Origin of the sequence: Paractinoplanes toevensis, assembly GCF_018332695.1 — a bacterium.
Classification (GTDB): Bacteria; Actinomycetota; Actinomycetes; order Mycobacteriales; family Micromonosporaceae; genus Actinoplanes; species Actinoplanes toevensis.
In genome coordinates, this window is record NZ_BOQN01000049.1 from 70,135 (window position 1) to 83,854 (window position 13,720).

Consider the following 13,720-nt stretch of genomic DNA (forward strand, 5'->3'; position numbering starts at 1 on the left):
AACCATAGGCTCTGCGTATTGACTGTGCGCAAGGGCGCTTGTTGAATTCACCTTCAACAAGCCGACCCGGGAGTGTTCGATGTCGTTGACGGTCCTGTTCATGCCCGAGAGCGCCTACGGGCCGACGAACAACTGCATCGGCATCGGCGACGTGCTGCGCCGCCGCGGGCACCGGGTGGTGTTCGCCGCCGAGGCGTCCTGGGCCGGCAAGCTGACCGCGCTCGGTTTCGAGGAGGACCTGGTCAACCTGGCTCCGGTGCCGGACGAGCCGCAGGACGCCGGCCAGTTCTGGAAGGACTTCATCCGGGACACCGCGCCGGAGTTCCGCAAGCCGACGATCGACCAGCTGGAGACGTGGGTGAAACCGGTCTGGCAGGAGCTGATCGACGGCGCGCGGTTCTGCCAGCCGCAGTTGCTCGACATCATCGCCCGGGTCAAGCCGGACGTGATCGTCGAGGACAACGTGGTGGCGTTCCCGGCGCTGAACACGGCGGGCGTGCCGTTCGTGCGGATCGTGTCGTGCAACCCCCTCGAGGTGAAGGGGCCGAACATCGCGCCGGTGTTCTCCGGTTACCCGGCCGACGACCACAGCGGGTGGGCCGACTTCCTCGCCGAGTACGACCGGACCCACCGGCCGATGTGGGAGCAGTTCAACGACTGGGTGATCGAGCAGGGGGCGCCGGCGCTGCCCGACCTCGAGTTCATCGGCGAGGGCGAGCTCAACCTGTACGTGTTCCCGAAGGTGCTCGACTACACCGGGTCGCGGCGGCTCGGCCCGACCTGGAAGCGGCTCGAGTCGTCGGTGCGGGAGACCGATTCGACCTTCGAACTGCCGGACGGCTTCGCCGACGGGCACCGGCTGATCTACTTCTCGCTCGGGTCGCTCGGATCGGCCGACGTCGAGCTGATGCGCCGGATCGTCGCGGCGCTGGCCAAGACCGACCACCGCTACATCGTGTCGAAGGGCCCGCTGCACGAGGAGATCGAGCTGGCCGACAACATGATCGGAGCCGAGTTCCTGCCGCAGACGAGCATCCTGCCGCTGGTCGACCTGGTCATCACGCACGGCGGCAACAACACGACCACCGAGGCCATGCACTTCGGCAAGCCGATGATCGTGCTGCCGCTCTTCTGGGACCAGTACGACAATGCCCAGCGGGTGGACGAGACCGGCTACGGGGTGCGGCTCGACACCTACGGCTTCACCGACGAGGAACTGCACTCGGCCATCGACCGGCTGCTCGGCGACGAGGAGCTGCGGGCCCGCCTCGCGGCGGACGCCGAGGCCATCCGGGCGGCCGACGGCGTACGCGTCGCGGCGGACGCCATCGAGCAGATCGGGCTGGGCGGCAAATGACCGCGCTGGTGAACCCTGCTTCCGGCGTACCGCTGGAAAACGTCCCGGACAGTGACGTCGCGGACGTGGCGAAGGCCGTCGCCCGGGCTCGCGTTGCCTTTGAGCAGTGGCGCGAAGCCACTCCGGGGGAGCGGGCGCGGGTGCTGCTGCGCGTGGCCGACCTGGTGGAACGGGACGCCGAGGAGATCACCCGACTCGAGGTGGAGGAGACCGGGAAGCCGCTGCCGGTCATGCGGGACGGGGAGTTGACCTTCGCGGTCGACAACCTGCGGTTCTTCGCCGGGGCCGCGCGATCGCTCGACGGGACCGGGGCCGGAGTGCTCTCGGCCGGGTACACGTCGATGCTCGTGCGGCGGCCGATCGGAGTCGTCGGTTCGATCGCCCCGTGGAACTTTCCGCTGGTCATGGCGGTCTGGAAGATCGGACCGGCGGTCGCGGCGGGCAACGCCGTGGTGATCAAGCCGGCGCCGCAGACGCCGCGTTCCACGCTGGCGCTGGCGCGCCTTTTCGAAGAGGCCGGGGCACCGGCCGGCCTGGTCGGCGCGGTGACGGGTGGTGCTTCGATCGGGTCCGCTCTGGTACGGGACGACGGCGTCGACATGGTCAGCGTCACCGGGTCGACCAGCACCGGTCGCGAGGTCATGCGCGGTGCGGTCGACGGGTTGAAGCGGGTGCACCTGGAGTTGGGCGGGAAGGCTCCGGCCATCGTTTTCGCCGACGCTGACATGTCAGAAATGTCGGGCGGGGTGGCGCTCGGGGCTACCTACAACACCGGGCAGGACTGCACCGCCGCGACGCGCGTTTATGTCGAAGAATCGGCCTATAAAGATGCGGTGGCGGCGCTGGAAGACTCGCTGCGGCGGATCCGTCCCGGCGATCCCTGGGCCTCCGACACGGACATCGGGCCGTTGATCTCGGCGGCGCACCGTGAGCGTGTTGCCGGATTTGTCGAGCGGGCGGTTTCGGCCGGCGCGCGGGTCGCCGTGGGTGGTTCGGTTCCGTCCGGGCCGGGCTTCTACTACCCGCCGACGCTCGTGCTGGACGCCGCGCAGGACAGCGAGATCGTGCAGGACGAGCTGTTCGGGCCGGTCATCGTGGTGGTGCCGTTCTCCTCCGAGGACGAGGCGGTGCGCCTGGCCAACGACACCCGGTACGGTCTCGCGTCCTCGATCTGGACCCGGGACGTGGCGCGGGCCCTGCGGGTGGCGCACCGGCTCGACGTCGGCGTCACCTGGATCAATGATCATCTGCCGATCGCGTCCGAGGCGCCGCACGGTGGGGTGAAGGGGTCCGGTTTCGGCAAGGACATGAGCCAGGAGGCGGTCGGGGAGTACTCGGTGACCCGCCACCTGATGATCAAGCACGCAGCCCCCGCGGCCCGGGATTCGTTCCGGCCCGCGTAACGGAGGACGGCCGGTGTCCGCCAGCACCGGCCGTCTTCGCTTTCAGCTGCGGCCGAAGTCCTGGGTCCAGTACGGGGCGCCGCCGCTGGTGTACGCGACGCCGACGCCGACCGCGATGCTGCGGCAGTTGAGGATGTTGGCGCGGTGACCCGGGCTGTTCATCCAACCGGTGACGACGTCCTTGGGCGTGCGGTAGCCCCAGGCGATGTTCTCGGCCGCGGCGTCCCGCTTCGGATAACCGGCCGCCACCTCACGAGCCACGAAGCTGCTGCCGTTCGAGCCGGTGTGGCTGAAGAAGCGCTCGCTCACCATGTCGGCGGAGTGCCCACGGGCCGCCTTGACCAGCCGGTTGTCGATCTTCAGGGCGCCACAGCCGCGCGAGGTGCGCTGCGCGTTGGTGAGGCGGACGACCTCGTTCTCGAACTCCGTCGCCGCCGAGGCCGAGACCTTCTTCGCCGGCGCGTGCTTGGCGGTGGCGGCGAAGGCCGGCGCACCCGCGAGGACGGGCAGGGCGACAAGGGCGGCGATGACGGCGAAGCGCTTCAAGTGGTGACTCCCTCTGCGATCGGTGACTTCGCCATTCCGATCGGGGCCACCCCATGATCGAGTAAGCGGGTCAACCAACCCGCACCCGCGGCTCACCGAGTCGCAACCTCGGGCCGCCGATTTAAGGTCTGTTTAAAGTCGGCCATCTATGTCGGGCCTACCGTTAACCACCTTGCCAATCCCCCCGAGATGGCTGTTTAGGTAGGTATCCCCATGCGTAGACGGAAACTCCTCGCGGTCACCCTGTCCACCGCCGTGGTCGGCGCGCTCGGCGTCCTCGGCATCACCAACGCGTCCGCCGCCGCCCTCGACCCGACGCTTCCTCCCGGTGGCAACTTCGACCTCGCCATCTGGCAGTTGCAGCTGCCCACCGGCTCGCCCGGCTCGCCGGACACGATCTCGCCGGCCAAGCTCAAGGGTGCCAGTGGCTACAACAACCCGACATACTTCTGGACCGACAAGAACGACGGCTCGATGACGTTCTGGGCGCCGGAGAAGGGCGTGACCACGCCCAACTCCAACTACGCCCGCTCCGAGCTGCGCGAGATGAACCGGGACGGCTCGGCCGCCAACTGGTCCCTCTCCGGCAACCACACGCTGAGCGCCCAGCTGCGCATCCCGTCGGTGACCAAGAACGTCTGCGTCGGCCAGGTGCACCTGGGCACCGGCGGCTCGTCCACCAAGCCGCTGCTGGAGCTGTACTACCGCCCCAACGGCGACATCTACATCGGCACCGAGAACTCGCCGGCCGGCGGCCAGACGCTGCACAAGGTCGGCAACGTGGCGCTCGGCGTGAAGTGGACCTACGTCATCAACGTGACCGGCAACAAGATCAACCTGACGGTCAACGGGTCGAAGACGTCGTACACGATCCCGTCGTCGTTCAACCCGTACAAGCAGTACTTCAAGGCCGGTTCCTACAACCAGTCCTCCTCGGACAGCACGTCCAACGGAGCGAAGGTGAAGTTCTACAGCCTCACCGTCAGCCACGGATGATGTTGATGACCGGGGCGAACTGTTCCATGAACAGGCCGCTCACTCCGATGTAGGAGATGTCGAACTCCTCGCGGCGCCGGCAGAGCAGATCCGCGATCCGCTCTGCCGAGCCGACGAGGAAGGCGATCCCGCCGTTCCAGGCCATGTCGCGCGGGTCGCCGCCGACCATCCTGGACAGCCCCGACGGGATGGCGTCGATGGTCGCGGCCACGGCCGCGACATTGAGGTGCAACTCCAGCTCGTCGAATCTCTCGCCCGCGGCGTCGCGCAATTGCTGGACGGTACGGGCGAGAAGCGGCTCAGTGGTCTGCGGCGGCAGGCCCATTGCCACGATGTCGGCCTGGGCCGCCGCGAGCCGCAGCATCCTCGGCCGGCTGGCGGCGACCATCACCGGCGGGGCGTTCTCGAGTTTCCGGACGGCCGCGATGGTCGACGCGACCCGGTCGAGCCGTTCGCCCGGCGTACCGAAATCTCCGCCCAGCGATGCGGCGTCCTCGGCAGCGCCCGGCCGCCCGCCGCCGATGCCCAGTTCGAAGCGGCCGTCGCTGAGCTGTTGCAGCGTCTCCGCTTCCCAGGTGACCAGGCCCGGCGTGCGGTTGGGCGCGCTCAGCACGTAGGTGCCTACACGCAGCGAGGTGGTCGCGGCGGCGGCCGCCGCCAGCGCCGGGAACGGCGCGAAGGTGTTCAGGGTGTCGGGCACCAGTAGGGTGTCGTAGCCCAGCTCCTCGGCCCGCCGCGCGGTGGCGGCCCACTCGGTGCCGGACGGCGCTTTTCCGGCGACGACGCCGAATCGGAACTCACGCTCGGTCATGGCGCCATCGTCTCGTGGTCCATCGACGCGGGTCATCCGACCAGGGAGTACTTCCGCAGTACGACCTAGGGAGTATGGCCAGGAAAGCGCTCCCACGGCGGGCGCAAGGGTTTTCCCTGATTCGGAGATACCCATCGATGCCTAGCGTCTCACTTCAAGTCGTCTCGGTGTGACTTATCGTCCATCGGACCTTGAGCCTGCCCAAACCCCCGGGCAGAAAAGGAGTACCCGCGTGAAACGTCGAACCCCCCTGATCGTCGCGCTGGTCGCTGGTACCGCGGCCGCAACCGCGATGGTCGCGGTGGCCGGGCCGGCCACCGCAGAGCCGATCGACCCGGCGGCCGCCACCAAGCTGGCCGCCAGCAAGGCCGACGCCCTGATCGCCAGCAAGCCTGCCGTCCTCCAGGCCAGCTCGAGCGACACCTTCCAGCGCCAGACCGTCCTCTCCTCGCACGGCCTCAACTACACCCCGTACCTCCGCTTCTACAAGGGCCTGAAGGTCGAGGGCGGCGACCTCGTCGTCATGACCGATGCGAGCGGTGCGACCAAGTACACCTCGGTCGCGCAGACGAGCCCGATCGGCGAACTGTCCGTCACCCCGAAGATCGCTGACACGGCGGCCCAGGCCACGGCCAAGGCACAGCTCAAGACGGTCTCCAAGGTGGAGGGCACGAAGCTCGTCGTCGTCGCCGAGGAGGGCGAGGCCGCCAAGCTGGCCTGGCAGACCACGGTCAACGGCACCGGCGCCGAGGGCGTCAGCCGGCTCACGGTCAACGTCGACGCGCAGACCGGTGCCGTGCTCAGCACCAAGGAGCACGTCACCAACGTGACCGGCACGGGCACCGGCTGGATCAACGGCTCGGTCTCGATCGACACCACGCTGTCCGGCTCGACGTACTCCATGAAGTCCTCCACCCAGGCCACCATGCAGTGCCAGGACGCGTCGACCAACACGACGTTCAGCGGCACGGACAACGTCTGGGGCAACGGCACCGGCACCAACAAGGAGACCGGTTGCGTCGACGGCCTCTACGTCGGCGAGGGCCAGACCAAGATGCTCTCGGCCTGGCTCGGCCGTAACGGCCAGAACGGCTCCGGCGGCGCGTGGCCGATCCGGGTCGGCCTGAACGACCAGAACGCGTACTACGACGGCACCCAGGTGCAGATCGGCAAGAACACCGCCGGTCAGTGGATCTCCTCGGCCGACGTGCTGGGCCACGAGCTCGGTCACGGCATCGACGACACCACCCCCGGTGGTATCTCGGGCAGCGGCACCCAGGAGTTCGTCGCCGACACCTTCGGCGCGGCCACCGAGTGGTACATCAACAACCCGAACGACCCGCCGGACTACCTGGTCGGCGAAGAGGTCAACCTGGTCGGCTCGGGCGCGATCCGCAACATGTACAACCCGTCGGCGGTCGGCGACGACAACTGCTACTCCAGCAGCACGCCGAACGACGAGGTGCACGCCGCGGCCGGTCCCGGTAACCACTGGTTCTACCTGCTCGCGCAGGGCACCAGCGGCAACGGCCAGCCCGCGTCGACGACCTGCAACAGCACCACGATCACCGGCCTCGGCATCCAGAAGGCCATCACCATCATGTACAACGCGATGCTGCTGAAGACCTCGTCGTCCTCGTACCTGAAGTACCGGACCTGGACGCTCACCGCGGCCAAGAGTCTGTACCCGGGCGACTGCACCGCGTTCAACACGGTCAAGGCGGCCTGGACCGCGGTCAGCGTTCCGGCGCAGACGGCCGACCCGACCTGCACCGGCAGCACCACCTCGCCGACGGTGTCCCCGACCACGTCGGGCCCCACCACGACCCCGCCGACGACCGGCCCGACCAGCGGCACCTGCACCTCGGCGCAGCTGCTCGGTAACAGCGGCTTCGAGAGCGGCGCCACCACCTGGGCGCAGACCTCGGGCGTCATCTCCACCGCTTCGGGCACCAACACCCCGTACGCCGGGACCTACTTCGCCTGGCTCGACGGCTACGGCGCCACCCACACCGACACGCTGTCCCAGTCGGTGACGATCCCGTCGACCTGTACGAACGCGACGCTGAGCTTCTACCTGAAGATCACGTCGTCGGAGACCAGCACGACGACCGCCTACGACAAGCTGACGGTCAAGGTGGGCTCGACCACCCTGGCGACCTACTCGAACCTGAACAAGGCCACCTGGGCGCAGAAGTCCTTCAACCTGGCCGCGTACAAGGGTCAGACCGTGTCGATCTCGTTCAGCGGCGTCGAGGACTCCTCCCTCGCCACCTCGTTCCAGGTCGACAACACCGCCCTCAACGTGAGCTGAGGCTTCAACACCCCCCAAAGGTGGGAGGGCCGGCGCCGGTGGTCGGCGTCGGCCCTCCCCTTTGTCCCCGGTCCGCTACGGGATGATGCTTTCGATCGCCCGCAGCGTCGCGCCCGCCTCGACCGGGCTGCCGCCCGCGCTGGTCAGGAACTTGCGGCCCTCGGCCAGCTCGAAGTGCATCGGGTCGGAGCCGCCCCGCCAGGCCATCCCCGGCTCGAAGCCGTGCGCCACCATCGACTTGATGAACAGCAGGCCGTAGCCGTGCTGCCCGCTGAACTCGCCGGCCTTCGCCTCCTTCTCCCCGCCCGCCGGGTCGGGGGTGAAGAAGCCGCCCCGGCTCTCCGGCATCAGCCCGAACAGCTGGTCGAGCGACGGGTCGTTCACCTCCAACTTGGCGCCGAAGACGAAGCCGCCGGTGTTGTCGAGCAGCGCGTCCTTGAGGCTCTTCAGCGTCATCAGCTGGAACTTCTCGTCGATCAGGGTGTCGATCTTCTTCTTGCCCAGCGCCGCCGTCTTCTCGTCCCGGAACTTCCGGCGCACCGCCACGTCCTCCCGGGTGGTGACGACGTCGGCCTCGTTCTGGTCGAACACGGCCGCGGCCGGCACGATCCGCTTGGCCAGGTCGGTGAAACGGGGTCCGAGCTTGTCGGCAGCGGCCTTCAGGGCGGCGAGCGTCTCCTTGACCGACCCGACCTTGGCCGGCTTGATGTCGAACTTCGCCTTCGGCACGATCCCGGTCAGCGCCTCCTCCAGCGGTTCCACCCCGCGCAGCACCCCGCCGACCGCCTCCTCGATCTTGGCGAGGTCGGGATCGGTCAGGCCGGCCGCCTTCGCCGCGTCGATCCGGGCCTGCACCACCACCGCGTCCTGGTGCAGCTGCCGCAGCTTGCCGACGTCCGGGCCGGCCTTGATCGCCGCGGCCGCATCGGCCTTCCGCAGCGCCGCGATCCTGGTGGCCCGCTCGTCGAAGCCGAAGTCGCTGGTCAACATCTCGACGTCGACGTTCGCATCCGCGAAGTGCTGGTCGAGCACGGCGATCTTCTCGTCGATCTGCTTGGTCCACGGCTCGAACAACTTCGGCAGATCCGGGCCGATCTTCGCGTGCACCTCCGCGAAGTGCTTCTCGGCCGCCGTAACCGCGTTCGTCGCGGTCTCGATCTGCGCCGGGGTGGCCTTCGGTTTCGGCATCTGCAGCCGGGACAGCTTGCGCTGGGCGGTCGACACCGCGAAGCGGGCCTGCTCCAGCTCGCGCAGGCGGTCCAGGGTGCCCGCCGGCAGAGCGGTCTTGAACTTGTTCGACGCCTCCTCGAGCCGCTTGTACTCCGACTCCACCGAATCGAGCAGCTTCTTCGACTCGGCCGCGTCCGCCGTGCCCGCCCCCATCTTGATCTCCAGGTCGATCCGTTTGTCGCCCTCGACGCTCGCCTTCATGTCCGGCCGCCCGCCGGTCACCATCTCGAACAGGGCGATCAGCCGCGGATCCTTGATCTTCGGCGTCGCGGTGGCCCGCCAGTCCACCGCGAACCCGGCCGCGTGCGTGAACCAGCCGCGGCTGAGGCCTTTCGGCGACAGATGGTCGCCGCGCATGCCCAGACCCACGGTGGTCCGCGGCATCGGCACGCCCTGCGCCTCCAGCTCGATCTTCACCGCCAGCAGCCGCTCCCGGGTCGAGACGTGCGCCCACAGCTGCTGGCCGTCACCCACGTCGATCGGCTGAATCTCCTGGAAGTGCTTCTGGATCACGGTGTCGTCGTTGCCCATCGCCCACCGCATGGTCCGCATGAAGGTGATCCGGTTGCGCGCCCGCGCGTCGAGCAGTCCCTTGTTGCCCTTGTCGGCCGCCGCGACCTGCACGTCGCTGAAGTTGTCGATCTGCTGCTTGACGTGCGCCGGCAGGCTCTCGATCCAGTCGATCGGCGGCGGCGGTTCCCCCGCCTTGGCCGCCGGCGTCGTGGTCCCGGCCGGCTGCGGCGCCGCCGGCTGCTTTTGCGGTACGCCCTGAGCCGGCCCCGGCCCAGCCGTCGTCGGCCCAGCCGGCGTGGGTCCGCTCGGTCCCGGGCCGACCGGCTTCGGCCCGTTCTGGGTCGGCCCACCCGGTGCGGGACCCGCGGGCTTCGGGCCGCCCGGGGTGGGGCCGGCGAGCACCGGGCCGCCCGGGGTGGTGCCCGGTGGGGCGGGGCCGAACGCCTGCGGTGCCACGGGGCCGGCGGACGGGGCGACGGGCGTGCTCACCGGCGTACCCGGATCGGGGGCCAGCCAATTTGTCACCGCGCGGTTGCCCGCCAAGCCGCCGAGGCCGGCCAGCTCGTCGCGGCCCACCGGGCCGGCGGCGAGGCGATCGGCCGTCTCCCGGTTGCTCTGGATCGGCGGCCGGACCGGCGCCGGCGCGGACTGCTGCTCCGCCGCGGTTTCCTCCGCCGCGCGGAGACGTTCCACCATGCTGCGAACGGTATGCCTCCGCGTCCGTCGATGGTGTCGCCTAGACGTCGATCACCGGGCGAGCGAACTGTCGCACCCCGGGAGCACAATTCAGTCGTGGCGAGTCAGGCGCTGGTCGGCAAGGTGGGCACGGTGATAACCGCGATCCGCGGCGGCGAGCGCGCGGGCGAGGTGCGCGTGCTGGTGGACGGCTTGGCGCACTACTACCTGGCATACGCCGCGACGGCCATCGCCGCGGGCGCCGAGGTCCTCGTCATTCACAACCGTGGCGCGCGCCAGGTCGACGTCGAGCCATGGCCCGTCGTAGGAGGGTCGTAACAGTGTTCGGTTATCGGGTGCCCGCCCCCAACGAGGCGTTGCTGATCAGTGGCCGCAAGCAGCGCGGCGTGGAGGCGTTGCCGTTCAAGATCGTCACAGGGCACGGCGTGTTCGTCGCGCCCATCTTCTCCAGGGCCACCCGGCTCACCCTGGCCATGCAGGAGGCCGAGGTCATGGAGGACTGCTACACCCAGCAGGGCATCACCCTGTCGGTGCACGCGGTCATCGCGTTCAAGGTCGGCGACGACCACGAGTCGATCGCCTCGGCGGCCCGCCGCTTCCAGGGTGACCAGCGGCAGATGCCCACCCTGGTCGGCCGCATCTTCTCCGGCCACCTGCGCAGCATCATCGGCAGCATGACCGTCGAGGCGATCATCCGCGAGCAGCAGACCCTGGCCGACGCGATCGTCGACGCCAGCAAGACCGAGATGGCCCGGATCGGCCTGGCCGTCGACTCGCTGCAGATCAGCAGCATCGACGACAAGGGCGTTGGCTACATCCGGGCGCTCGCCGCGCCGCACCAGGCCCGGGTCAACCAGGAGGCCAAGATCGCCCAGGCGGCCGCCGACCGGGCCAGCGCGATGGCCCAGCAGGAGAGCGTCCGCCACCAGGCGGAATATGCGAGGCAGACGGCGATCGCCCAGGCGCAATATCAGGCCGAGATCGACCAGGCCCAGCAGACCGCGGCCCAGGCCGGCCCGCTCGCCGCGGCCCGCGCCGCGCAGGACGTGCTCGCCGAGCGTGCGATCGTCGCCCAGCGCAACGCCGAGCTGCGCCAGGCCGAGCTGATCGCCGAGGTGATCCGCCCGGCCGAGGCCGAGGCCGAGCGCATCCGGGCGCTGGCCCGCGCCGACGCCGACGCCACCAAGCTCTCCGCCGAGGCCGCGGCCGCCCAGGACCGCATCGCCCTGGACCAGGCGATCATCGACAAGCTGCCGGAGATGCTGCGGGCCGCCGCCGAGGGCCTGCAGGGGGCGAACATCACGGTCCTGGACGGCGCCGAGGGCCTCAACAGCGTGGTCGCGTCGCTGGCCGCCCAGGGCATGACCATGCTGGATACCCTCCGCACCGGCCTGCGGGTGGAGCAGCCCACCAAGCCCAACATGGCGGTGGCCCCACCCTCGGCCGCCTGAACAGCCACCTGACCGGCCCGCCCGACCTGACCGAGCCCCCTGGCTCGCCGGGCCGAGCTGGGCCGGGCGGGCCGGGCCGGGCTGGACGTGCCGGGCTGGACGTGCCGGGCTGGACGTGCCGGGCGGGCCGGGCGGGGCCGAGCCGGGTTGCGGCCTGGAAGGGCCTGGCTATATTTGGCCGTCGGTTCCCGAGCAGGAAGAATGTCGTTTTGCTTCCCTTTGTCAGGAAAATTGTCCTGGGCGGCGTTGCCGTCGGTCTGAGCGTCGCCTCCGTCGCCGGTTGCTCCGGGAAACCGGAGGCCAAGCCGATCTGGGCCGGCTCGACGCAGGGTCTGGAGACTCCCACCGCGGCGGCCCCGACGACCGCCGTCTCCGCCGCGCCACCCGCCACGCCGTCGGCCTCGCCCTCCCCGACCTCCGCCAAGATCACCTATACGTTCCCGGTGGTCGGCAAGAGCAGCTACGCCCACACGCACCACGACTACCCGGCGTCCGACGTGATCACCGCGTGTGGCAACCGGTTCGTGGCCGTGACCGGCGGCGTGGTTCTCGCGGTCTCGGCCAAGGACACCTGGACGGCGAAGAAGAACCTCGGTGCCACCCGGGGCGGCCTGTCGGTGTCGATCCTCGGCGACGACGGGGTCCGCTACTACGGCTCCCACCTGTCCGCGGTCGCCGGCGGCATCGAGCCGGGCGCCCGGGTCAAGACCGGGCAGACCCTCGGCAAGACCGGCGACACCGGCGACGCGAGCGCCTGCCACCTGCACTTCGGCATCTCCCCGCCGTGCGCGAAGCAGGGCGACTGGTGGAACCAGCGCGGCACCCTCTACCCGTGGCCGTACCTGGACTCCTGGCGCAAGGACGGCCAGAAGTCCCCGGTTTCCGCGGTCAAGGCCTGGCAGAAGAAGAACGGCTGCCCGACTGAGCCGACCGCCGACGCCTGAGAATCAGAACTTGGACGTCAGGAGCAGTCCACTTTCCACCGTGCGCCACGCCGCGGCGGGCTCTCCGGCCCGTACCAGCCGGCGGGCCTGCTCCAGGGCGGCCTGAAAGTTCGGGGGCTCGGGCAGAACCGGCGGCACGAATCTGTCGGGGTCCTCGATCTCGTCGGCGGTCAGGATCTCGGTGAGCAGGTTCCGGTACGGTCCGATCGCGGTGCGCTGCAGACCCTCCAGCGCGAGTGTCCGCCCCGCCGTGACCAGGTCGTCGGCTCCGACCGGCTGCACCGGGTGGCCGCCTGCCCGCTCAGCTCCTCGAAGGACACCTCCGGATCTTCGCGGAGGATCTGCCACAGGCCGGGGTCGGCTTTCCGGAGCCAATTGACGTCGCCGGTCGTACGCATGGTCCACATGAACGGGGCTCAGGTTCAGCCAGCCGTCGGAGACCGCGAGGAACGCCCGGTAACTTGGCGGCAGGGCCGTCCCGAGGCGCTGCTCGAGCAGTCTGAGCTTCGCGGTGCCCGCTCTGTCGAAGCCGAGCCAGCGGGCCGTTCGCTGCGCGTCGCTGAGTTCGGTGAGGTCCTTCTCCGGGAGGTCCGCAGGACGTCGGCGCTGTACTCGGCGAGGTATCGGCGCCACTGGCCGGCCGAACGTGTCGTCGTCGGATCACCGGGCCAGGCCGCGAACTGCCCACGCGGTCGCGGTCAGGGCGATCGCGCCGTCCGGCCGCCGGGGGAGCCGGGACTCCAGCCGGTCGCGGATTGCGCCCTGGTGGTCGGGGGACAGGCGGGCCAGGTAGGCCGGGGCGGCGCCCTGACCGCCGAGGAACGGCTGCCAGTAGTCGTCGAAGTCGGGGAACACCGTGGGGATGGTGATCGCTCTGGTCTCGATCGCGTGCAGGCCGGCGGTGGCCCAGGCGGATCGCAGGCCGTCGGGCCGGCAGATCGGGAAGCGGGTCGCCTCGTCGGGGGCGGCCGGGTCGACCTCCAGGGCCGCGTCCCAGAATTGGCGCATCAACTGCATGCCGTCGGCGTAGTCCCACACGTACGAGGCGACCGTCGCGCCCGGTGCCGCCACCCGGGCGAACTCGGCGACGGCGGCCGCGGGGTCGGGCACGAAGTTCAGGGCGAGGCCGCTCACCACCGCGCCGAACGAGGCGGTGGCCAGGGGGAGGGCGGCCGCGTCGGCATTTAGCACGGCGGCCGGCACCGAGCGGAGGAAGCCGGGCGACAGGTCGGCGCCGATCACCAGGCTTGGCGCTGCCGAGGCCAGGATCGTCCCGGTCAGGGCGCCGGTGCCGCAGCCGGCGTCGAGCCAGCGCGTCCCGGCGGGCACCGCCAGCCAGCGGACGAACTCGGCCGCGACCGGTCGGCTCCATCGGCCGACGTAGGCCTCGTAGGCGCTTCCGACCGCCCACACGTCACCGGTCATGTCTCGCAGGATATGTGGGTTGGCCACACTGCGC

12 protein-coding genes are annotated in these 13,720 nt (G+C 69.8%); 7 read left to right on the forward strand and 5 right to left on the reverse strand.

The genetic code is table 11. The features are described from left to right. The first annotated feature begins 79 nt into the window (after window positions 1-79). Both Ato02nite_RS17150 and Ato02nite_RS17155 read left to right on the forward strand, forming a co-directional pair. A complete protein-coding gene (locus tag Ato02nite_RS17150; protein WP_213007536.1) occupies window positions 80-1,357 on the forward strand; it encodes a glycosyltransferase in 1,278 nt (425 codons plus the stop codon). Next, window positions 1,354-2,760, forward strand: a complete 1,407-nt coding sequence (locus Ato02nite_RS17155; RefSeq protein WP_213007537.1) for an aminobutyraldehyde dehydrogenase — start codon at window positions 1,354-1,356, stop codon at window positions 2,758-2,760. The genes Ato02nite_RS17150 and Ato02nite_RS17155 overlap by 4 nt, the downstream gene beginning before the upstream one ends. Before the next feature lie 42 nt (window positions 2,761-2,802). Here Ato02nite_RS17155 and Ato02nite_RS17160 read toward each other — a convergent pair whose 3' ends face one another. Beyond that, window positions 2,803-3,306, reverse strand: a complete 504-nt coding sequence (locus tag Ato02nite_RS17160) for a CAP domain-containing protein (protein ID WP_213007538.1) — start codon at window positions 3,304-3,306, stop codon at window positions 2,803-2,805. Between the two features lie 213 nt (window positions 3,307-3,519). Here Ato02nite_RS17160 and Ato02nite_RS17165 point away from each other — a divergent pair, with 213 nt between their 5' ends. Further along, window positions 3,520-4,302 carry a polysaccharide lyase family 7 protein gene (locus Ato02nite_RS17165; RefSeq protein ID WP_213007539.1) on the forward strand — a complete coding sequence of 261 codons (783 nt, stop codon included), beginning with the start codon at window positions 3,520-3,522 and terminating at the stop codon, window positions 4,300-4,302. On the opposite strand, the gene Ato02nite_RS17170 is transcribed toward Ato02nite_RS17165, so the two are convergent. Next, a complete protein-coding gene (locus Ato02nite_RS17170) occupies window positions 4,289-5,113 on the reverse strand; it encodes an LLM class flavin-dependent oxidoreductase (protein WP_213007540.1) in 825 nt (274 codons plus the stop codon). The two genes, Ato02nite_RS17165 and Ato02nite_RS17170, sit on opposite strands and share 14 nt — an antisense overlap. Before the next feature lie 292 nt (window positions 5,114-5,405). On the opposite strand from Ato02nite_RS17170, the gene Ato02nite_RS17175 reads away from it, so the two are divergent. Then, the gene (locus tag Ato02nite_RS17175) at window positions 5,406-7,427 is read left to right on the forward strand and encodes a M4 family metallopeptidase (RefSeq protein WP_213007707.1); all 2,022 of its coding nucleotides are present in this window, start codon (window positions 5,406-5,408) and stop codon (window positions 7,425-7,427) included. A gap of 75 nt (window positions 7,428-7,502) precedes the next feature. On the opposite strand, the gene Ato02nite_RS52520 is transcribed toward Ato02nite_RS17175, so the two are convergent. Next, window positions 7,503-9,866 (reverse strand): hypothetical protein, encoded by a 2,364-nt coding sequence (locus tag Ato02nite_RS52520; protein ID WP_213007541.1) that lies wholly within the window; start codon window positions 9,864-9,866, stop codon window positions 7,503-7,505. Window positions 9,867-9,962: 96 nt separating this feature from the next. Here Ato02nite_RS52520 and Ato02nite_RS17185 point away from each other — a divergent pair, with 96 nt between their 5' ends. The 3 genes from Ato02nite_RS17185 to Ato02nite_RS17195 all read left to right on the forward strand — a co-directional run bounded on the left by Ato02nite_RS17185 (window position 9,963) and on the right by Ato02nite_RS17195 (window position 12,261). Further along, the gene (locus Ato02nite_RS17185; RefSeq protein WP_213007542.1) at window positions 9,963-10,184 is read left to right on the forward strand and encodes an NfeD C-terminal domain-containing protein; all 222 of its coding nucleotides are present in this window, start codon (window positions 9,963-9,965) and stop codon (window positions 10,182-10,184) included. Between the two features lie 17 nt (window positions 10,185-10,201). Next, window positions 10,202-11,317 (forward strand): flotillin family protein, encoded by a 1,116-nt coding sequence (locus Ato02nite_RS17190; protein ID WP_246607092.1) that lies wholly within the window; start codon window positions 10,202-10,204, stop codon window positions 11,315-11,317. A gap of 209 nt (window positions 11,318-11,526) precedes the next feature. Then, window positions 11,527-12,261: a M23 family metallopeptidase gene (locus tag Ato02nite_RS17195; protein ID WP_213007544.1), complete on the forward strand. Its 735-nt coding sequence runs from the start codon at window positions 11,527-11,529 to the stop codon at window positions 12,259-12,261. Window positions 12,262-12,264: 3 nt separating this feature from the next. On the opposite strand, the gene Ato02nite_RS17200 is transcribed toward Ato02nite_RS17195, so the two are convergent. Beyond that, complete coding sequence (locus Ato02nite_RS17200; RefSeq protein ID WP_213007545.1) at window positions 12,265-12,543, reverse strand: hypothetical protein; 279 nt, start codon at window positions 12,541-12,543, stop codon at window positions 12,265-12,267. A gap of 378 nt (window positions 12,544-12,921) precedes the next feature. Continuing rightward, window positions 12,922-13,686 carry a class I SAM-dependent methyltransferase gene (locus Ato02nite_RS17205; protein WP_246607094.1) on the reverse strand — a complete coding sequence of 255 codons (765 nt, stop codon included), beginning with the start codon at window positions 13,684-13,686 and terminating at the stop codon, window positions 12,922-12,924. Window positions 13,687-13,720: the final 34 nt, after the last annotated feature.